16 protein-coding genes are annotated in these 21,290 nt (G+C 67.8%); 7 read left to right on the top strand and 9 right to left on the bottom strand.

From position 1 onward, the window contains the following. Positions 1–91 precede the first annotated feature (91 nt). The 5 genes from ACM9LZ_RS06975 (at position 92) to ACM9LZ_RS06995 (ending at position 6,557) form a co-directional block, all read left to right on the top strand. Entirely contained in the window at positions 92–2,188 is a 2,097-nt protein-coding gene (locus tag ACM9LZ_RS06975) for an oxidoreductase (RefSeq protein WP_416618633.1), read from the top strand. 154 nt (positions 2,189–2,342) lie between these two features. After that, positions 2,343–3,374 carry a 2-oxoadipate dioxygenase/decarboxylase family protein gene (locus tag ACM9LZ_RS06980; protein ID WP_416618634.1) on the top strand — a complete coding sequence of 344 codons (1,032 nt, stop codon included), beginning with the start codon at positions 2,343–2,345 and terminating at the stop codon, positions 3,372–3,374. Continuing rightward, a complete protein-coding gene (locus ACM9LZ_RS06985) occupies positions 3,361–4,818 on the top strand; it encodes an FAD-binding oxidoreductase (protein ID WP_416618635.1) in 1,458 nt (485 codons plus the stop codon). Before ACM9LZ_RS06980 ends, ACM9LZ_RS06985 begins: the two co-directional genes overlap by 14 nt. 47 nt (positions 4,819–4,865) lie before the next feature. Continuing rightward, positions 4,866–6,080 carry an aspartate aminotransferase family protein gene (locus ACM9LZ_RS06990; protein WP_416618636.1) on the top strand — a complete coding sequence of 405 codons (1,215 nt, stop codon included), beginning with the start codon at positions 4,866–4,868 and terminating at the stop codon, positions 6,078–6,080. Between the two features lie 75 nt (positions 6,081–6,155). Beyond that, positions 6,156–6,557: a group II truncated hemoglobin gene (locus ACM9LZ_RS06995; RefSeq protein WP_416618637.1), complete on the top strand. Its 402-nt coding sequence runs from the start codon at positions 6,156–6,158 to the stop codon at positions 6,555–6,557. Positions 6,558–6,570: 13 nt separating this feature from the next. Here the strand turns inward: ACM9LZ_RS06995 and ACM9LZ_RS07000 are convergent, their stop codons facing one another. The 7 genes from ACM9LZ_RS07000 to ACM9LZ_RS07030 all read right to left on the bottom strand — a co-directional run bounded on the left by ACM9LZ_RS07000 (position 6,571) and on the right by ACM9LZ_RS07030 (position 17,796). Continuing rightward, positions 6,571–7,038 (bottom strand): GNAT family N-acetyltransferase, encoded by a 468-nt coding sequence (locus ACM9LZ_RS07000; RefSeq protein WP_416618638.1) that lies wholly within the window; start codon positions 7,036–7,038, stop codon positions 6,571–6,573. Next, entirely contained in the window at positions 7,035–7,781 is a 747-nt protein-coding gene (locus ACM9LZ_RS07005) for an NAD-dependent deacylase (RefSeq protein ID WP_416618639.1), read from the bottom strand. Before ACM9LZ_RS07005 ends, ACM9LZ_RS07000 begins: the two co-directional genes overlap by 4 nt. Before the next feature lie 81 nt (positions 7,782–7,862). After that, entirely contained in the window at positions 7,863–10,748 is a 2,886-nt protein-coding gene (locus ACM9LZ_RS07010; RefSeq protein ID WP_416618640.1) for a glycosyl hydrolase 115 family protein, read from the bottom strand. Positions 10,749–10,762: 14 nt separating this feature from the next. Next, the gene (locus tag ACM9LZ_RS07015; RefSeq protein ID WP_416618641.1) at positions 10,763–11,920 is read right to left on the bottom strand and encodes an endo-1,4-beta-xylanase; all 1,158 of its coding nucleotides are present in this window, start codon (positions 11,918–11,920) and stop codon (positions 10,763–10,765) included. A 169-nt stretch (positions 11,921–12,089) separates the two neighbouring features. Next, positions 12,090–13,262, bottom strand: coding sequence for a DUF3667 domain-containing protein (locus ACM9LZ_RS07020; RefSeq protein ID WP_416618642.1), 1,173 nt, complete (start codon positions 13,260–13,262; stop codon positions 12,090–12,092). A gap of 73 nt (positions 13,263–13,335) precedes the next feature. Further along, complete coding sequence (locus ACM9LZ_RS07025) at positions 13,336–14,409, bottom strand: efflux RND transporter periplasmic adaptor subunit (protein WP_416618643.1); 1,074 nt, start codon at positions 14,407–14,409, stop codon at positions 13,336–13,338. Positions 14,410–14,688: 279 nt separating this feature from the next. Continuing rightward, positions 14,689–17,796 carry an efflux RND transporter permease subunit gene (locus ACM9LZ_RS07030; RefSeq protein ID WP_416618644.1) on the bottom strand — a complete coding sequence of 1,036 codons (3,108 nt, stop codon included), beginning with the start codon at positions 17,794–17,796 and terminating at the stop codon, positions 14,689–14,691. A 314-nt stretch (positions 17,797–18,110) separates the two neighbouring features. Here ACM9LZ_RS07030 and ACM9LZ_RS07035 point away from each other — a divergent pair, with 314 nt between their 5' ends. Together ACM9LZ_RS07035 and ACM9LZ_RS07040 are read left to right on the top strand one after the other, a co-directional pair. Continuing rightward, positions 18,111–19,088 carry a KpsF/GutQ family sugar-phosphate isomerase gene (locus ACM9LZ_RS07035; protein WP_416618645.1) on the top strand — a complete coding sequence of 326 codons (978 nt, stop codon included), beginning with the start codon at positions 18,111–18,113 and terminating at the stop codon, positions 19,086–19,088. Positions 19,089–19,150: 62 nt separating this feature from the next. Then, on the top strand, positions 19,151–19,591 hold the full coding sequence (locus tag ACM9LZ_RS07040) for a YbjN domain-containing protein (RefSeq protein WP_416618646.1): 441 nt from the start codon (positions 19,151–19,153) through the stop codon (positions 19,589–19,591). Positions 19,592–19,618: 27 nt separating this feature from the next. Here ACM9LZ_RS07040 and ACM9LZ_RS07045 read toward each other — a convergent pair whose 3' ends face one another. Then, a complete protein-coding gene (locus ACM9LZ_RS07045) occupies positions 19,619–20,368 on the bottom strand; it encodes an ABC transporter ATP-binding protein (RefSeq protein WP_416618647.1) in 750 nt (249 codons plus the stop codon). Positions 20,369–20,374: 6 nt separating this feature from the next. Continuing rightward, positions 20,375–21,229: an ABC transporter permease gene (locus ACM9LZ_RS07050; RefSeq protein ID WP_416618648.1), complete on the bottom strand. Its 855-nt coding sequence runs from the start codon at positions 21,227–21,229 to the stop codon at positions 20,375–20,377. Positions 21,230–21,290: the final 61 nt, after the last annotated feature.

Here is a 21,290-nt window from a genome sequence, read left to right on the forward strand (position 1 = left end):
CGCCCCGGGACCTGTCACATCTTCTTATTGAACGAACGTACAATACAAGCTACCATTGCCCGATCCCGTTCCCCCGAAAGGTCTTTCCCAGATGGCGCGCGACCCCCGCTTTGACATCCTGTTCGACCCCGTCCGCATCGGGCCGGTGACGGCGCCGAACCGGTTTTATCAGGTGCCCCACGCCAGCGGCATGACCAACGCCCTGCCCCGCGTGCGCGCCGGGTTCCGGGAAACCAAGGCCGAGGGCGGCTGGGGCGTGGTCTGCACGGGCGCCTGCTCCATCCATCCCAGCAGCGATGACAGCCCCCTGCCCTTTGCCACCCTCTGGGACAAGGACGACATCAAGGCGCATGCCCTGATGACCGAGGCCGTCCACCGGCACGGGTCGCTGGCCGGGGTGGAACTGTTCCATGGCGGGGCCGTGGTGATGAACCGCACCACCCGGACCCCGCCTCTGTCGCCCTCCGGCACGCCCTGGATGGCCACGCATATCGGCTTCATGTCCAACCTGCGCCCCAGGATCATGGACAAGCAGGACATCCGGGATTTGCTGCAATGGCAGGCGGAAGGCGCCCGCAAGGCACGGTCGGCCGGGTTCGACATCGTCTATGTCTATGCCGGCATGGGTTACCTGCCTTATGAGTTCCTGCTGTCGGACTATAATCAGCGCACCGACGAATATGGCGGGTCGGTGGAAAACCGTGTCCGCCTGATCCGTCAGATGATCGAGGTGACGAAGGAAGCGGTGGGCGACACCTGCGGCGTGGCCCTGCGGGTCAGCCTGGAGGAATTGCGCAAGCGCCCCGGCCGGCACATGGCTTCGGAGGCGCATGAGGTCATCGCCCTGCTGAAGGACGATCCCGACCTGTTCGACGTGAAGCTGGACACCACGCCGACCGATTGTTCCGCCTCGCGCTTCTCACCCGAAGGCAGCCACGAGCCGATCATCAGCTTCGTGAAGACACTGACCGACAAGCCCGTGGTCGGCGTCGGCCGCTTCACCTCGCCCGACACGATGGTGTCGCAGGTGAAGCGCGGCGTGCTGGACCTGATCGGCGGGGCGCGCCCGTCAATCGCCGACCCGTTCCTGCCCAACAAGATCAAGGAAGGGCGGGAGGACGAGATCAGGGAATGCATCGGCTGCAACATCTGCATTTCAAGCTGGCATGATGGCGTGCCGGTCCGCTGCACCCAGAACGCCACGGCGGGGGAGGAATGGCGGCGCGGCTGGCACCCGGAGAAGTTCGCCCCCGCCCGCCGGCAGGAAAAGGTGCTGGTTGTGGGCGCCGGCCCCGCCGGCCTGGAATGTGCGCGCGTGCTGAGCCGGCGCGGCGTGCAGGTGACCCTGGCCGACAAGGCCGATGAATTCGGCGGCCGTCTGCGCTTCGAAACCAGGCTGCCGGGCCTGTCGGCCTGGGGCCGCGTGCTGGATTACCGCATGCAGGCCCTGCGGTCCGACGCCAATGTGGAGATGTATCCCGGCAGCGCCCTGTCGGCCGACGACATCCTGGAATTCGGCTGTGATCGCGTGGTGACCGCAACGGGCAGCCGCTGGGGCACGGAGCTTTACGCCGACAGCGAATTGCCAACCGCACCGTTCAACGCGCCCGGCGTCTACACACCCGATGATCTGGCGGCCGGCGCCGTGCCGGAGGGACCCATCACCGTCTTCGATTTCGACAGCTATTACATGGGCGGGCTGATCGCCGAATGGCTGGCGCGGCAATATGGCGACGTCACCTATGTCACGCCGGCCGGCCAGGCATCCGCCTGGACCATCATGACCAACGAGTTGCCCCGCGTGCATCAGGCCCTGACCCGCGCCGGCGTGCCCGTTCGCACCTTGTCGCGGGTGGCCGGGTTCGGCGGCGGCGCGCTGACGCTGACCGGCCTGTTCGTGGACCAGCCGGAACGCATCGCCTGCCGGTCCCTGGTGATCACGGGCCTGCGCCGTCCCGACGACACGCTTTATCAGCAGTTGATGGCGCGGCCGGCGGATCTTGCGGCGGCGGGCATCCGGTCCGTGGACCGGATCGGTGATGCCATGGCCGCCGGGGCCATCGTGCATGCCGTCTTCTCCGGCCATGAATATGCCCGCGAATTCGACCTGACCCCGGCGGAGCGCAACTGGCGCCGCGACCGGCCGGTGGTGACCGAACCGTTCGGGCCGGGCATTTACGAGGGGTGACCCTGCCGGGCGGCACCGCCCCATGCGCCGGCCGCATCGGCCATTCGCCGGGATTAAACCGGCCGATCGACGCAATGCCGGCTTCCGCCCGGCAGGAGCGCGGCCGATGCTGGCCCCCGACATTGCTGCCACCTTTGATAGGGGTGAAACGAGGATGAGCCATCTGTCGACCCTGACGGCGGGCGTGCTGGGCGCCGATGCGGCGGCCCGCCTGCTGGACCTGCTGGAAATCCGCGCCGACCTGCGCGATGCCGACGGGCCGGAGGTGCCGCGCGCCGTGCTGGCCAAGGCGCTGACCCTGGTGCTGTTCCATCGCCTGCTGGGCGAGGTGCCCGAGGCCGCCCGCTATGTCGCCGAACAGGCGGGACAGGCCAAGCTGGTGTTCGACCATGGGGCGCTGCGCACGGTGGCCATGGACCTGGGCGACCTGCCCGGCGGCACGGCGGCCTTCGGGCGCATCCTGGAACCGCTGGGCTATGCCGTGGCCGGCATCTATCCGCTGGAACGGCTGCGCATGACGGGGCGGGCCTATGCGCACCGCGATTTCCCGGAGGATATCGCCCAGTATTTCGTGTCGGAGATCTATCCCGACCGCTTCTCTCCGCCCGTGCAGCAGGCGGCGCGCGCCATTTTCGGCCTGTCGGCCGATCCGCTGGACGGCGACGCCAAAGCGCTGCTGGACAGGCTGTCACGCCGTGGCAGCCTGTCCCCGGCCGAGGCGGCGGCCCTGCTGCCCGTGCTGTCACGTGCCTTCGACCGCCATCACGGCGTGCCCCGGCTGACCGATTACGAGACGGTGCTGACTGAGTCTGCCGAACTGGCCTGGATCGCGACCGAAGGCAACCGCTTCAACCATGCCACCGACCGGGTCCCCGACGTGATCGGCCATGCCGAAACGTTGAAGCAGCGCGGCTTTCCCATGAAGGAAGCCGTGGAGATTTCCACCCAGGGCACGGTACGCCAGACGGCCATCCGGGCGGCCCAGGTGGAAAGGCCCTTCCTGGACGAAGACGGATCGGTCATCCTGCGCACGGTGCCGGGCAGCTTCTACGAGTTCATTTCTCGCGATGCGGTGGCCCCGGCCAATGATGCAGCGCCCCGGGGGCTGGACCTGCGGTTCGACAGTTCCAACGCCCAGGGCATCTTCAAGATGACCGCCGCCGGGAACAAGAATGGCCGCCCCTGACGCCCATCCGCCGACCGCCGCCCCAGCCCCGGACGACAGTCTGGCTCCAAGCCTGACAGATGGCTTGGCCGCCATCGTGGGCGCGCGCCATGTGCTGGCCGATCCGGCCGACATGGCGCCCTATGTCAGCGCCGCGCGCTATGGCGGCGGGCGGGCGCGGCTGGTCGTGGCCCCGGCGGACGCAGCCCAGTTGTCGGCCGTGCTGCGGCTGTGCCAGGCGCGGGGGGTGCCCACCGTGCCGCAGGGGGCCAATACCGGCCTTGTCGGCGCCTCCACCCCCGATGGCAGCGGCGCACAGGTTGTGCTGTCGCTGCGCCGGCTGACCGGCACGTTCGACCTGGACCTGGACAACCGGGCCGTGACGGTGGGGGCCGGCTGGGACCTGGACAGCCTGAACCAGCGGCTGGAGCCGCATGGCCTTTGGTTTCCCGTCGATATTTCGGCCAGCCCCAGCGTGGGCGGCATGATCGCCACCAATGCCGGCGGGTCGCGCGTGCTGCGCTATGGCGACATGCGCCGCAACGTGCTGTCGCTGGAAGCCGTGCTGGCCGACGGGCGCATCGTGGGCGACCGGCGGGGCCTGCGCAAGAACAGCACGGGCCTGGACCTGAAACAGCTTTTCATCGGCACCGGCGGCAGCTTCGGCATCGTCGCCACGGCCGTGCTGGACCTGCAGCCCCTGCCCCGGCAAATGGCCACGGCGCTGGTCGTGCCGGCCGATACCGGGGCCATCAATGGCCTTCTGGCACTGTTGGAACGGCGGGCGGGTGAATATCTGTCGGCGTTCGAAAGCATGTCGGGGCCGGCGCTGGCGGCGGCCCTGCATCACCGTCCACAATTGCGCAACCCGTTCGGTGGTGGTCCCGTGCCGGCGGAAACCATCCTGGTGGAACTGATGTCCGCCACGGAACCCGGCACCGGCCTGGACCTGGATGCACTGTTGCTGTCGATCCTGGAACAGGGATATGGCGATGGCGTCATCGCCGATGCCATTCCCGGCCCGCCGGCCGATCTCTGGGCCCTGCGCCATGCCATTTCCGAAGGGTTGCGGGGGCTGGGGCGTGTCATCGGCCTGGATATTTCGGTGGCCCGCGGCCGCATGTCGGCCTTCCGGGCGGCCGCATCCGACTGGGTCCACCAGCATCATCCCGACCTTCTGGTCTGCGGCTTCGGCCATCGCGGCGATGGCGGCGACCATTTCAACCTGGTCATCCCCAGGGCCGTCGATGCCGACTGGCCGGCCGACCGGGTGGAAGCGGTGCGCCATGGGCTTTACAGGCTGCTGGTGGACGGGTTCGACGGCAGCTACAGCGCCGAACACGGGATCGGGCCTGTGAACCTGTCCTTCCACCGCACCTTCGCGGACCCGGTGCAGCAATCGCTGGCGCGGCTGCTGCAAGATCATCTCGACCCGGCCGGCCTGCTGGGCCGCGTGCGCTGGTAGCGTTCCGGGCACCTTCTCCTTTCCCCTTCAGCAGAAGGCAGAACAGCATGGCCGACAGCGCCCTGATGAACACCTATGCCCGCCTGGATGTCGCCTTCGACCGGGGTGAAGGGGCGTGGCTGATGGCCAGTGACGGCCGCCGTTTCCTGGATTTCGCGGCCGGTATCGGCGTCAATGGCCTGGGCCACGCGCATCCCGCCCTGGTGGCGGCCCTGACGGCGCAGGCCGGCCGGCTCTGGCATTGCAGCAATAATTATCGCATCCCGGGGCAGGAGGCCGTGGCCCGCACCCTGACGGACCATTCCTTCGCGCAGACCGTCTTCTTCTGCAATTCGGGCGCGGAAGCATTGGAAGCGGCGCTGAAACTCGCCCGCTATACCCAGAAGAAGCGGGGCCAGCCGGAACGCTGGCGGACCATCACCTTCGAGGGGGCCTTCCATGGACGGACGCTGGCCACCGTGACGGCGGGTGGCCAGCCCAAATATGTCAACGGCTTCGAACCGCTGGTCGACGGGTTCGACCGCGCCCGGTTCAATGACCTGGCCAGCGTGGAAGCCGCGATCGGCCCCCAGACGGCGGCCATCCTGCTGGAACCCGTCATGGGCGAAGGCGGCATCCGCGTGGCGGAAGCGGGTTTCCTGCGCGGACTGCGGACATTGTGCGACCGGCACGGGCTGTTGCTGCTGCTGGACGAGGTGCAGACCGGTATCGGCCGCACGGGCCGGCTGTTCGCCCATGAATGGGCCTTCGATGCGCCGGGCCTGCGGCCGGACATCGTGGCGGTGGCCAAGGGGCTGGGCGGCGGCTTCCCTGTCGGGGCCTGTCTGGCGGCAGGGGACGCCGCCCATGCCTTCGCACCGGGCGCCCATGGCACCACCTTCGGCGGCAACCCGCTGGCCATGGCCGTTGCCGGTGCCGTGCTGGAACAGGTGCTGGCCCCGGGCTTCCTGGAACAGGTACGGCAGACCGGCGCCCTGCTGGAACGCCGGCTTTCGAACCTGCAGGCGGCCTTTCCCACGCTGATGACGGGCGTGCGCGGTATCGGGCTGATGCGCGGTCTGCACCTGACCATCCCGCCGGCCGACCTTGTGCGGGCGGCGTTCGCGGAGGGGCTGCTGCTGGTCGGGGCCGGCGACAATGTGGTGCGCCTGCTGCCGCCCCTGATCATCGGTCAGACGGAGGTGGAAGCCGCCATGGACAAGCTGTTCACCGCCCTGTCCACCCTGATGCGCGTCACATCGCCCCTGCCGGCGCGGGTATGAAGCAGTGGCGGCGGCCGGCCAGCGCTGCTATTGGGTTCGACCCGATGGACGCAGACCGGCAAGGGACGGGTGGCAATGGGTGACGGTACGGGCGGAACGGTCAGCCTGCATGACCATATTGGCGGACCGGCGGTGATCGGGAAACTGGTCGATGCCTTCTATGACCAGATGGACAGCCTGCCGGAGGCCCGCGACCTGCGGGCCATCCATGCCCCCGACCTGACCGAGGTGCGCCGCGTGCTCACGCTCTACCTGATCCAGTGGATGGGCGGTCCCGCCGATTATTCGGCCGAGCGCGGGCACCCGCGGCTGCGGGCCCGCCATCTCGGCTTCCAGATCGGGGAGGCCGAGCGCGACGCCTGGCTGTTGTGCATGAAGCGCGCGCTGGACGAAACGGTGCCCGACGCCGCCACGCGGCATGCGGTGTTGCAGGCGCTGGCCCCGCTGGCCGACTGGATGCGCAACAAGCCCGGCTGACCGGGCCGGCGGTTCAATCCAGCCGCTTCTCCAGGAACAGGCTGGCGCCGTTGCAGGGATATTCGGCGAAGGAGGCGCAAGGGGTGAAACCCAGCCGGCGGTAAAGCGCCACCGCCTCCACCTGCCTTTCCCCTGTTTCCAGCTTCAGCAGCAACAGGCCCGACGCCCTGGCCGTCTGCGCCAGCGCCGACAGAATGGCCGACGCCACCCCCTGCCCCCGGCAGGCGGGATCGACATACATGCGCTTGATCTCCGCATAGCCGCCCGGCACATCCAGTCGCAGGGCGCCGCACCCCATGGCCACCCCGTCCCGCACGGCCAGCAGGAAGCGGATGTCCGGCGCCCGCAGCCGCTCCGGGTCCAGCAGATGATTGTCCTCCGCCCCGTAAAGGCCGCCCAGATAATGATCCAGCGCCGCGATGAGCGCGCGCGCCGCCGGCATGGTCGGGTCGGCCGGGGCAATGGTCACGGCGCCTGTCATCGTGCGGCCTCCAGCAGCCCATCGACGAAGGCGGGAACAGTGAGGGTGGCCGGCCCGTAAAGCCCCGCATCGAACAATCCGCCCGTCGGTTCCAGATTGATCTCCACCGTCAGCGCACCGGCCATCCGGGCCTCGGTGGCAAAGCCGGCAGCGGGGTAGACCTGGCCTGACGTGCCGATGGACAGGAACAGGCCGCAATCGGACAGCGCATCGCCGATCGCCGCCAGATGCAGCGGCATTTCCCCGAACCAGACGATATGGGGACGCAGGGTGCCACGCGCCCCGCAATCGGGGCAGATGGCATCGGCCGCCAGATCATTCTCGTACCGCTCCATCCGGCCACAGGCGCCGCAGCGGATCTTCAGCAGTTCCCCATGCATGTGCAACAGCCGGTCCGACCCCGCCCGGTCATGCAGGTCATCGACATTCTGCGTCACCAGAAGGAACGGCCCGGTCCAGGCCTGTTCCAGCCGCACCAGCGCCCGGTGGGCTTCATTGGGTTGCACGGCCGGGTCCAGCACGGCGCGGCGGCGGGCATTGTAGAAGCCCTGGACGCGGGCCGGGTCGCGGGCGAAGGCCTGCGGCGTGGCCACCTCATCCAGCCGCACCTGCCGCCAGATGCCGTCGGCATCACGAAACGTGTGCAGGCCGGATTCGCGGCTGATGCCGGCACCGGTCAGGATGACGATGCCGGCATCGGGCCGCAGGGCGGCAAGCTGGCGTCTCAGGGAAGCGTCGATCATGGCGGTCCGGCAGCAGGCGGCAGGGGACCGCAGCCTTGCACAGGGCCGGGGGGCCGGACAAGACCTGGCCTGGTCCCGGCGTCATGGTGCGCGCCGGCTGGCGGCCGGGCCCAGATAGCTTTCCCCGACGGCACCGGTGCGCAGTTCCAGCCGCTGGAAGGCCAGCCCCGTATCGACATGCCACAGTTTCACGACATGCCGGCCGGGCCGGTCGATGCGGTGGCGGGTGGTGCCGATGCGGATATTGTCCGCCACGCTCCGGTCCCAGGCGGCCTCGCTGTCATCGGTATGCAGGTTCACCACCTGCGGCGGTTCATCATCGATGGACACCGCATAACGCAGCCCGCCCTGTGCCTTGAAATCCAGCGTGGGGGACAGCAGCACGCGCAGTTCCACCTCTCCCGCCTGCCACAGATGCACGTCATATTCCAGCCGCGCGCCCTGCCCCGTTGCCGGGGATGGGGGGGCGGTAACGGGATGGCTGATGATGGCAGAGCGCGTGCGGCCCAGATGCGGCACCTCCCGCCAGGTGATGCCGCCGGCCGGCACGGCGCCTGTATGATCCGCCGCCTCCATCGCCACCACCCCATCGGCCTGCACGAAGGTGCCCGCAGCCGGATTTCCCGGATTGTCGATTTCAACCGTGACCGGAATAGGGATTTCATTATCTCCGGTCACGGATATCTTCACGGAATGCCGGCCGACAGGCACGGCGGACCAGTCCACACGGGGGCTGATGCGGCGGCTGTCGCCGGCCAGCCGGCCGGCCGGCATGTCCACGTCCAGCCAGGGCGCATCGCTGTCGATACGGTATCGGACCGGGGCGCTGCCCCTTGCATAAATCTCCAGCCAGCCCGGCAGGGGGGCGAACCGGTCCAGCCGCAGGGACGCCCCCGGCCCCGTCCAGCCGCGCGCATCGCCGGCCACCATCACGCCAAGTCCGGCCCGTGCCGGGGCCGGGCGGCGCCGGACCTCGGGCATCACATCTTCATCGGGCTGCTGCCAGGAGGTGTAACCGATATGAGTCTGGGACATCATGTGGACCCATTTGCCCGACGCTGTCTCCTTCTCGTACAGGTCGCGGATGGCACGGTCGCGGGCGAACAGCGCCTCGGCCTCGGCCGCCAGCCGGTCGGTCTCGGCCCGGCCCTGATCGGCGGCCAGCCGGTTGCGGGCCACCGTGATGTAAAGCCGGGTCAGGTTGGCACTGGCCAGGACGGGATGCAGCACAAGCTGGACATAGGCATCGCGCCAGGCAGGCGCCAGGGCGTTGCCGATCTTTTCAGCCTGCCGTTCCAGCGCCTCCCACTCGGCCAGGACGCGGGCCGCCTCGTCATGGTGGATCAGGCTGAACGTGTCGGGCGACAGCAGTTCCGGCTTCCTGCACGCGTTCAGCCGCGTATAGCCCGTCAGCAGGTCTCCGATGGCCCGGGCGTGGGTCGGCCCAAATTGGGCCGCCGCCCATTGGCGCGGATAGTCGCCCAGCCGCTCCAGCGGCAGGGCGGCGGGGCTCCAGGCCATGTCCAGGAAGAATTCCGTGGGGAATTCCATGGGCTTCAAATCGCCGACATTCACGATCCAGATGCGGTCGGCCCCGTACCGGTGGGCCATGTCCATCTGCTCCCAGACCCGCTCGATCTGGTTGGTATTCAGCCATTTATAGTTTCGCGGGCCGCCGACATAGTCGAAATGATAATAGACGCCATAGCCGCCGGGCCGGGCCGACCCCGGTTCGGGCAGGCGGCGGATATTGCCCCAATTGTCGTCGGCGAACAGCAGGGTCACGTCGTCGGGCACGGTCATGCCCTGGTCGTAATAATCCTGGACCTCCTTATAAAGGGCCCAGACCTGGGGCGTGGCGGCGGCGGGCCGGCCCGTCACCTGTTCCAGGATGGTGCGCTGGTCCTTCACGATGGTTTGCAGCAGATCGATGGCCGTCCCCTCCTCCATCGGCTCATCCCCATCGCCGCGCATGCCGATGGTGACCAGGCTTTCATGCCCGCCCATGCGGGCGATGCCGTCACGCCAGAAGGTGCGCAGGGCCCCGGCATTGGTGCGATAGTTCCAGGGCCCCTGACCATGGCGCTCCCATTCCACATGGGCGCGCATCATGGGCTCGTGATGGGACGTGCCGATGACCACGCCCACCCGGTCGGCCAGCACGGCGTTCTGCGGATCATCATCGGCGAAGGCCTTGCCCCACATGGCCGGCCACAGATAATTGCCCTTCAGCCGCAGGATCAGCTCGAAGACGCGGTCATAGAAGGCGTGATTGAAGCCACCGAAGGTGGCATTGGCCCAGCCGTAAAGCGCCGGATTCTCGTCATTCAGGAAGATGCCGCGATATTTGACGGCCGGTGCCTCCACCCGTGCGCCGGCCGTGACATGCAGGTCCAGACGGACGGGCACCGGCACGTCGGCCCACCAGTTCCAGGGCGAGACGCCGGCCCGCTGGATCAGGTCGTAAAGGCCGAAGATGGTGCCGCGCCGGTCGCCGCCCGCGACCACCAGCGCCCGCTCGATGCCAGGGGCGGGCGCATCCACCGCCTGCACGACGAAGGCTTCCCACCGCCCCGCCACACCGGCTGTCTCCAGCCGGCCGGCCGCGGCCAGCGCATCGATGACGGGGCTCGACCCCAGCGTGCCGGCCAGGATGACAGTGCCGCCACCGGCGGGCACGGGCGATCCCGACAGGCGGGCCAGATCGGCACGCACGGTATCGGCCGCGCGTTCCACACCCGCATCCTGCGGTCCGTCCAGCAGAAGCGGCAGCGCCACCCCGCCCGTGATCAGCGCCATGGAACCGGCGGCGGCCACGGGGCAGACGGCCGCCGGCCCCACGCAATCGCCGGTCACCGGCAGGGCCGGGGCCGGGCGGAGCGGCAGGGCCGCCGCCAGCACCGCAAAGGCCATCCCGGCCAGGAATGGAAGCCGGATGCGGCGAGCCGCCGCCCTGGTCTGGATCATCGCCATAACCTGCCTCACCCCCTTGCCGTGGCGCCGCGCAGCGCGGCGGCGATGGCGTCGCGCAGGGGCTTGGGCTTGAAATCGGCATCATAAGGCGTGGGGCGCTTGGGCAGCCGGTCGGGCCGCAGCCACAGGTTCTGCAGCCAGGAATACCGGTCCGACATCCCCCAGGTCACGATGTCGGTAAGCTGCGGATAGGACAGCATCAGGTCCAGATAGGCCCGCGCATAATCGGCAACGGCCCGGTCGCGCGACGGGATGTCGGCCGGCAGGCCTTTGTCATGCACATCGAATTCGGTGATGATGATGTCATAGCCCATGCCCACCGCGACATCGACGAAACGGCGCCATTCGGCCTCGTGATAGTCACCGAAGCCCGTGGAACTGTCGGTATTGGCCGTGCCGATATGCGACTGGATGCCCAGCGCATCCACGGGCGTGCCGCGCTTGCGGAACCCCTCCAGAAGGCGCAGCACACCCGCGCGATGGTTCTCGTGCCCCGGCTCCCAGCTCATATAGTCATTATAGACCAGTTGCCCACGGGGCAGCACCTCGCGCGCCTTGTGGAAGGCGATGTCCAACACCTGTTCGGCCGGGATGTGGCGGCTGAAAGGGGTTTCGCGCATGGCGCCCGTGTCGGCATCCACCGCCTCGTTCACGACGTCCCAGGAAACGATCTTGCGCTTGTAGCGTCCGGCGACTTTGGCGACATGGTCGGTCAGCATGCTTTCCACGGCTGTTGCCGGGTGCGGACCGAAATCATGCGTCGCGGCCCAGGCGGGGAACCATTGCGGATGGTGCCATAGCAGCGTATGGCCCCGGAAACCCAGCCCGTTCTCGTCCGCGAAGGCGACCTGACGGTCGGCGGCGGCGAAATCATACCGATCGGGCGCCGGCCGCAACGCGGCCCATTTCATCTCGTTTTCCGACACCAGCAACCCGCATTCGGCCACCAGCAGGGCGCGAAGTGCCGGGTCGGCGAAGGATCCCGTCAATGTGCCCGGCGCGCCGCCGCCCACCACCGCCCCGAACCGCCGGCCCCCGGCACGGGCCAGTTCATCCAGCGATGGCCCGTCAGGGCGGGCAAAGGCATTCCGGCCGTGCCAGGAACCGGCAATGGCGGCGGCGAACCCCAGGCCCAGGGCCTGGCGGCGGGTCAGTCGGGCAGGCATGTCTCAACTCCCAGGCGTCATTGTTATGGGGTGCCAGCGCACCTTGGTAGCGCTAATGTTAGCGGTAACCATTCGGAGGTCAAGCCATAACGCCCGGCAAGCGGGAAGAAAACCGAACCACATGCGGGGAAAATAGGAGGCGGCGGCCGGAACCCTCCGACCGCCGCGATCAGCCCGCCACGCCCATCGACACGATGAAGATCACGAAGGTCAGGCTGGTCATGGAGGTGATGAACAGCAGCGCCACGGTCCGCCACAGGGCGGAAAAGGCGGACAGCCGGTAGGTTCCCTTCAACTGTGCGAACATATGCACCGGCGGGGCCAGAACCAGCAGGGTGCCGATGGTGTCGCCGAACCCTTCGGTGAACTTGAACAACAAGGATACGGTGATGAACAGCAAGGACATGAAGGAAAGGGAGTATAGCGAGAAGATGGCATGATCATACATGGCCACATCACGCTTCCAGAAGAACAGCATCCACAGGAAAGGCAAGGAGATGGGGATCAGCAGCCAGGAGAACTTGTAGGCCGTGTTCTGCATCTTGTAGATCAGGAAATCCGGGTTGCTCAGCCGCTTCTTGACCCTTTCCTGAAATTCCTTGGTACCGATGGTGACCTTCAGGTCCTTGCCCATTTCCTGGCTGATAAGGTTGCCCAGCGTGGTGCTGGGCCCCGTGACGACGCCGGCAGCCTTGCCGTCCTTGTCTTCCGTCACCGTGGCGCCGGTCGCCTCCAGCGTCGCCTTGTAGGCATCCAGGGCCACCTGCGCCCGTTCCACCCGTTCGGCGGCACTGTCGCGCAGGCGCGTGGCAACCGCCACCTGTTCGCCGGCGGCGGTCGCGGCCGTCAGATCGGCCTCCACCTCCCGCAGCTCGCCCCGGGCCTCCGCCAGCCCCTCCTCCAGAAGGCGCAGGGCTTCGGCCTGTTCGGTGGGCGGCACGGCGACGGGCACGTCGCCGGCCCCGCCCATCATGGAAAACACCATGAGCATCAGAAAGGCCGTGAACAGGAACATGGCCAGCGGCGTCACATAGCGCGCACGGTGGCCATGGATATAGTCATAGGTCAGCTTGCCCGGCCGGAAGATCAGCATGGGCAGCGTGCGCCAGGCCTTGCTGTCGAAATGCAGGATGCCGTGGAAGAATTCCTCCACGATATGCAGCATCGACCGGTGCAGATGCCCCGGCTGGCCACAGGCGTGGCAGAAATTCCCGCGCAGCACCGCGCCGCAATTGGCACACGCGCCATGGGCATGGCCGTGCTGGCCGCTTTCCCCTTCGATGGCCGCCGCCGCTAGGCCGGCCGTGGCCATGGCGCCGACGGAGTCAAACCCGTCACTCATGCGATCCCCCCTTGCACCCCGGCGGGCAGCCTGCCAGGGATAACGGGTCGGGATCAAGCGGTCACATGGCCTGTCAGCCCACCTTAGGGTCCAGTTCGACCTCCTGGCCGTCGCGCAGCCGCTCGGCGCCGCGCGTCACCAGCCTGTCACCGGCCTTCACATCGCCGATCACCTGCACCCATTCGCCGATGCTGGTGCCGGTGCGCACGGTCAGGCGCTCGGCCTTGTTATCGGCATTGACGCGGAACAGATAGGTGCCGTCACCCCGCAGGACCAGCGCATCGCGATGGACGGCCACGGTGCGCGCCGCCATGTCGGAGGGCAGGCCGACGCGCACGGCGGACCCGACGATCCAGGGCCGCTCCCCCGACGGCAGGTCAAGCCGCACCTCGAAGGTACGCGACTGGGCCTCACCGATGGCGATGATGCGGCTGATGCGACCGGTCACGGTCTGCCCCTCCACATCCAGCGGCACCTCCATCCCCTCTTCCAGGTGGCGGGCAATGGCCACGGGGGCCTGGGCCCGCACTTCCACCCGGTCCACGGCGACCAGCCGCGCCACCTTCACGCCGGGGGCGGAATATTCGCCCACCTCCAGCATCCGCGCGGCCACCTGTCCTGCGAAGGGGGCCTTGACGACGGTCCGCTCGATCTCCAGCGCCGTGCGGTCTCGGCTGGCCTGGGCGCGGACCAGTTCCTGGGCCAGCACGTCACGCCGGGACATGGTCTCCTCGAACCGGGTCACGGGTGTCGTGCCGCGCTCGGCCAGTTGGCGCTGGCGATCCACTTCGCGTTCCTGGAAGGCCAACTGGCTCTCCAGGCTTTTTACCTGCGCCTGATACTGGCGCAGTTCCAGGCGCAGCAGCCGGTCGTCGACACGGGCGATGGCCTCCCCGGCCGCGACGCGGGTGCCCGCCTCGGCCACCCAGGTGACCCGACCTGACACTTCCGCCGCCACGGCGGCATCCTGGCGCGACATGACACTGCCCGGCACCTGCTGCACCGGCGCCATCTGCCGCAGGCTGGCCTGCTCCACCTGCACGCGGGCCGCGGGTGCCGCCTGCTGGGCAGTCGCCCCGTGGAGCGGCAGGGCGAACACGCCCAGCAGCAGCAGGGCGGCAAGGCGGAAAGGGATGCGGCGGGTCATGACGGCCATCCGTTCGTGAATTGCTTGCCTTCCTTTTAGTCAAAAGCCGGTAACCTGCGGGTTTCGATGTGTAACGCGCATGTAAAGCCCCGACCTGGGCAAGCCGCCGGGAACCGGCATCTCATACTGTTTTGCGGTGATCGGAACCTGGTGGTCCTGATCACCGCCCGTGAGGCGCCGGGCGCCGCCATCCGGCGTCTCGGCTCACGCGCGCAGGCGCGCGCGGCCGCTCAATACGCCAACCACGTTGCGGTGAGTTCCACTCACCGCAACGTGGCATCACTCCGCAGCCAACCGCTCCGCCGGGGCATCGCTGCCGGTGTCGGGCAGCGCCGGCCGGCCGGCCTTCTCCCCCACACGCAGCAGGGCCGGCAGCAACAGCAGCGTGAAGAGGGTGGAAACGGCCAGCCCGCCCGTAATCACGGCCGCGATGCCGCGATAGATGACGCTGCCCTCCCCCGGCACGACGATCATGGGCGCCATGCCGGCCACCGTCGTGACGGTCCCCATGAAGATGGGCTGGATACGGCTGCGCAGCGCCTGATGGACGGACTCCGCCCGGCTCCTGCCCTCCCCCTCGCAGCGCCGCGTCTCGTCCACCAGCAGGATGGCATTGTTGACGACGATGCCCAGCAGGATGATGAAGCCGATCATGGTCAGCAGGTCCAGCGGCTGAAAGGTGAACAGATTGGTCACATCCAGCAGCGCCAGCCCCCCCACCGTGGCCAGCGGGATGGAGATCATCACCATGGCGCTGTCCTTGGCCGACCGGAACAGCAGGGCCATCAGCAGGAACAGCAGCCCCAGCGCGATGATGAAATTCTTGCCCATGGCGGCCACCGTGGCATCCAGCCGGTCGGCGGAACCGCCATAGCGCAGGGTGCCGTCGGCCGGCAGGAAGCTGCGCAACTGCGGCTCGATCTCGCTGCGCAGCAGGGTCATCACATCCTCAAGCGCCACATTCTCGCCGGGCTGCATGTTCAGCATGATGGTGCGCCGGCCATCGACGCGGGTGATGTTGCTGGGGCCGACGGTGCGCTCCACGCCCACCAGATCGCCCAGCGGCACCACGGCACCGGACGGCGTGGCGATCAGCACCTGTTCCAGTTCCTCCGGCCCCGTCCAGTCATGGGACCGCAGGATGATGTCAAGGCGGTTCTGCCCGTCGAAATGCTCGCCCAGCCACAGCCCGTCGCCCAGCGCCCGCACGACCTGACCCACCTGGCTGCGGGTCCAGCCGACCTCGGCGATGCGCCGGTCGTTGGGGCTGACGGTCAGTTCGGGCTGGGCCATCTCCGGATTGGGGTTGGACCAGCTCTGCACGTCGGGCATCTTCTCGCGCAGCAGGGCCAGCCCCCTGGTCGCCGCTTCCGACAGGCCGGCCGCGTCGCTGGATTGCAACAGGATGGAGACATTGCCCTCCGCCCCCAGGCCGCCGAACAGGTTGCCGCGGTTGGCGAAGACCTGAATATCGGGAAAGCCGGCCAGGATGTCGTTGCGGACGATCTCCATCATCTCGTCCAGCCGCGTATCATCCTCCAGCCGAACGGCGACCGAGCCGCCGCCCGGCCAGCCCAGGAAGTAGAAATTCTTCACCCGGGGCTGCTTCTCGCCATGATAGTAGGGCATCAGCCGGTCCACGACGATTTCGGCGACTTCGGCCTTGGCCATGTCCACCGATGTGCCGACGGGGAAGTTGATGAAGGCATCGACACTGTCGCGCTTGACCGGCGGCAGATAGGACATGGACGGGAACAGCAGCCAGGACCCGCCCAGCGACAGGGCGACCAGCCCCGCGATGACACCGGCCCGGCGGCGGTTGTCGCGCGTCAGGTCCATGATGCGCCCGGACAGCCATTCCACCCAGCGGGCCTCGCCCCCCATGCGGGGTGTGACACGCATGAACCGGGCCGCCGCCACGGGCAGGACGGTGGCGCAGACCAGCAGGGAAATGGTGACGCCGACCGCGATGGTCAGGGCCAAATCGGCGAAGATCTGGCCCTCCACCTCCCGCATGAACACGATGGGCACGAAAGTCACCACCGTCGTCGCGGTGGACGCGAACAGGGCGGAAATGACGCGCTTGGTGCCCTGGTGGCTGGCCTCCTCGCTCGAAAGGCCGCGATCGCGCATGCGGACGATATTTTCCAGCACCACGATGGCGCTGTCGATCACCATGCCGATGGCGAAGGCCAGCCCGGCCAGCGAGATGACATTGATCGACCGCCCCGTCAGCGACAGCACCGCGAACAGCGACAGGAGCGAGATGGGAATGGTGATGGCGACCAGCAGCGTCAGTTGCGTGCGCCGCAGAAACAGCCACAGCGCGGCCACCGCCAGCACGATGCCCGACAGGATGTTGCCCGTCAGCAGGCCGATGGCGTTCTCGATATAGACCGACGGGTCGAAACTCTGGTTGTTGGTCAGGCCGCGCGTCTTCATCTCGCCGTCGCGCAGTTCGGCCATCAGGGTCTTCACATCGTTCAGGGTGGCCAGGACATTGGCCCCCTCGCGCCGGATGATGCGCAGACCGATGGCCTCGTTGCCATTCTGGAATCCGTACTGCCATTGCCGGCCGAGCTGCACCTTCACCTCGGCCACGTCGCCCAGGCGCACGGGCCGCCCCTCGCGCCATTCCAGCACCAGATCGGCGAACTGGTCGGGCTGGAAGCGGCCCTTGTAACGCACGGTATAGATGCGACGGCCATCATCCACGAAGCCGCCGGTCACGTCCTGGGCACGGCCGACAAGGCCGGACACGGCGGGAATGGTGATACCGTACTGCGCCATGCGGAACGGATCGAAGATGATCTGCACCTCCTGCTGCGGCGCTTCGGACTGGTCGCCGAAATTGACGCGCGCCACGCCGGGAATGGCCTCGATCCGGGGGATCACATCCTCGGTCAGGTAATGGTAATGGTCGCTCAGCGCGCCTTGCGTGCCGGGCAGCTTCTGGACGAAATAATAGATCAGCGTCTCGTTGGCATTGTCGCCCCCGCCCATGATCAGGCGCGGCGGGTCGGCATCGGCCGGCAGGCTGGGCAGGCGGTTCAGGCGGCTGATCACATCCAGCATGGTCTGCTGCATGTCGGTACGGGCATCGAACTCCAGCCCCACGAAGGCGCCGCCGGGATTGGCGAAGCCACGCATCTGCGTGACGCCGGGCAGACCCTTCAGCACATTCTCGATGGGCTCCAGTATCTCGCTTTCCACCTCCTGCGGGCTGGCGGCGCGCCAGGTGGCCTCGATACCCAGCGTGGGCTGGCGGATATCGGGGAAAAGCTGCACGGGCAGGGTCATGGCCGACCAGATGCCCAGGCCCACCGTCAGCAGCACGGCGACGGCCAGCGCCGCCGGGTTGCGCAGGCCCAGTTTGATCACATCCATGTCCGCCCCCAGGTGTCCTTGCCGGCAAAGGGCAGCTCCCCGCCACGCCAGGGGGGGGACCACCAGAGCGGCACCATAGGACGGGCCGCTGTAACAGGTCCGTTGGAATTGGCTAATGGATGGTGAATAAATGTAACGGTCCGTTACAATTCAGGGCGCCTGTGGCCATGCCGGAACCGGCGGGCGGCCCCCCCGCTTGCCACAACCGCGCCATGCGGCAGCACCAGGATGAAGTGCCGGCCGCGTCCCCCTACCTTAAGGAACCGTCCGGCACCACGCCCGACCCGACCTTTGCCGACCCAGGAACGACCATCATGCAAGCCGCCCCCACCGCCGCCGCCGCCAGCCACGCCGTCACCATCGGCCGGCAGGTCATCGAACGGGAGATGGATGGACTGTCCCGCCTGCGCGACAGCCTGGACGACACCTTCGAGCGCGCGGTGGCCCTGATCGCCGACCGGGGGGGCCGCCTGTTCGTGACCGGCATCGGCAAAAGCGGCCATATCGGCCGCAAGATCGCCGCCACCCTGGCATCGACGGGAACGCCCGCCTTCTTCATCCATGCCACGGAGGCCAGCCATGGCGATCTGGGCATGATCGGCGACCAGGACATGGTGCTGGCTTTGTCCAATTCCGGCGAAACGCAGGAACTGGGCGATATCCTGCATTATTGCGGCCGGTACGGCATTCCACTGATCGGGATCACCAGCCGGCCCGAATCCGCGCTGGCCCGGGCGGCCACGCTGGTCCTGGTGCTGCCCGACGCGCCGGAGGCCTGTCCCGTGGGCATGGCGCCCACCACCTCGACCACCATGTCGCTGGCGCTGGGCGACGCCATTGCCGTGGCCCTGATGGAACGCCGCGGCTTCACCGGGGAGCATTTCCGCAATTTCCATCCGGGCGGCCGGCTGGGACAGAAGCTGATGCGGGTGGACCGCATCGCGCGGCGCGGTGATGCGCTGCCGCTGGTGACCGGGGCGATGCCCATGTCGGAGGTGCTGCTGACCGTCACGGCCAAGGGGCTGGGCTGCGCCGGCGTGGTGGATGATGACGGGCGGCTGATCGGGATCATCACCGACGGCGACCTGCGCCGGCACATGGCGGCCGACCTGCTGGGCCGTACCGCGGCGGAGGTCATGACCCCCCGCCCCCGCACCACGCGGGAGGATGCCCTGGTCGGCGAGACGCTGGCCCGCATGAACCGGGAGGCCATCACCAGCCTGTTCGTGGTGGAGGACGGGCGGCCCACGGCCATCGTGACCCTGCATGACTGCCTGCGCATCGGGGCGTGACGGAAAGCCCGGACTTGCCCCGCACACCGCCGCGGGGCATGGTCGGCCGGAACAGGGAGAGGATGATGCTGGACAATCTGTTGCGCGGCGTTTCGGTCGCCGACCTGGAAGCGGCCCTGGAAAGGCTGGGGCTGCCGGCCACACAGGACCTGACGCCCACGGGCGCACCGGTGCTGCGCAGCGCGATCGGGGGCCTGACCTTCAATGTCCGGCCGGGTGCCAGGATCGATCCGGAGGCCGAGCGGTTCGGCGATTACAATTTCAACCTGATGTTCCAGGTGCAGCCGGCCTTCGATGCCGGCCTGCTGAACCAGTGGAACCGCCACAAGCGCTTCGCCCGCCTGTCGCTGCGCGATGATTTCCTGGTGCTGGAGATGGATTGTCTGGCCGTCGGCATCAGCGGCGACCAGGTTCTGGCCAGCCTGGAACTCTGGGGCCGGCTGGTGGTGGAGGCGCTGAATTTCCTGCGCACGGCCCATGGCGGGCCGGCGGGCCATTCCTGACAGGCCGGCCCGGGCAGGGACGGGGTTTCACGCCGCCAGCGCGCGGTCCAGCAGGGCCGGCGTGACGGGGCCGAACTCCACCACCCGCCCATGTTCCAGCACGGCCACCTTGTTGCACAGCCGTTCGATCAGGTCGCGGCTGTGGCTGGCGATGACCATCAGGCTGGCCCGGTCGATGAGCGCGTTCACCCGCTTTTCCGCCCGTTCCATGAAGGCGGCGTCGCCGGCCGTGATCCATTCGTCCAGCAGCAGGATCTCCGGCGAGATGGCCGTGGCCACGGCGAACATCAGCCGCAGCAGCATGCCCGAGGAATAGGCCTTCACAGGCAGGTCCAGATATTCGCCCAATCCGGAGAAATCCCCGATCTCCGCGGCATATTCCTCGATCTCGCCCGGGGTCAGGCCCAGCAGAAGGCCGCGCAGGCGCAGATTTTCCCGGCCCGTCGCGTCGGGATCGATGCCCAGCATCAGATCGAACATGGGCGATACCCGCCCCTGTACCTGGACGCGGCCCGATGTCGGCTCATAGATGCCGGCCATCGTGCGCAACAAGGTACTCTTGCCGGCCCCATTATGGCCGATCAGACCGACACGGTCGCCTTCGCCCAGGTCGAGGGTCACCCCGCGCAGCGCATCGATATGGACACGCCCGCCCGGTTCGGTGCCGATGCGGCCGCCCGTGGTCAGCTTCAGCGCCGTCTTCTTCAGGGACCGCCCATGCAGGCCGAAGACCTGGAAGCGGACATGGACATCGTCAAGGCGAATATGGACAGGCATGGTCCTTCAGATCCAATAGGTGACGCGCGGCCGGGCATACCGGAAAACCAGCAGGGCGGCGGCAAGGCCGGACAGGGCGATGGCGCCCACGACCCACCAGTGGACGGGGTCCACATGGCCGGCGATCAGGGGCTGGCGGACGATTTCCACCATGTACTGGAACGGGTTCAGCCGCAGGGCCAGATGCCCGGATTCCAGGAAATTGCCTTTCCACAGGACGGGCGTGATGAAGAACGCCCCCGTCAGGATCGTGGAGACGATCTGCGACACATCGCGGAACCGCATGCAGGTGCAGGCCAGCACCAGGCCCCAGCTATAGCCGACGACCAGCAGCAGCAGCAGCCCGCCCGCCGACAGCAGCACGCCCGTGAAACTGACGCCCAGATCGAACCAGAAAAGCACGGCCACGATGATCAGCACGTGATGCAGCAGCACCAGCGCGTTGCGCGCCACGACACGGTTCACGAACAGGGTCAGGGGCAGGCGTATCTGCCGCAGATAGCCCTCCGCCCCCACCAGCGCGCCGCAGGTCTCGTTGATCAGGCTGCTGATCAGGGTCCAGGCCACCATGCCGATGGCGACATGCGGCATCAGGGCATGCACGTCGATCCGGAACAGCCCGGCATAGACCAGGGCGATGCCGACCGTGAAGGCCCCCATGCTGATCGTGACCCAGAGCGGCCCCAGGATGGACCCGCGATATTTCTGGCGAATGTCGTTCCAGGCCAGGATGAACCAGATGCGCCAGGATGCGAAACCCTGCGCCATATCGACCAGTGCCCCCCTGGTCGATGGCCTTCCATCCGTCGTGAAGCCGCCATACCAGCCCCGGCTGCCATCGGCGGGCTGTTGATATGACATGATGGGCAAACCCCTCCGGTCGTCTCGCTCGCCCCTGCTGTAGCGGTTGAAACCGCCTGTG

The sequence above is a fragment of the Niveispirillum fermenti genome (assembly GCF_048066175.1).
Classification (GTDB): Bacteria; Pseudomonadota; Alphaproteobacteria; order Azospirillales; family Azospirillaceae; genus Niveispirillum; species Niveispirillum fermenti.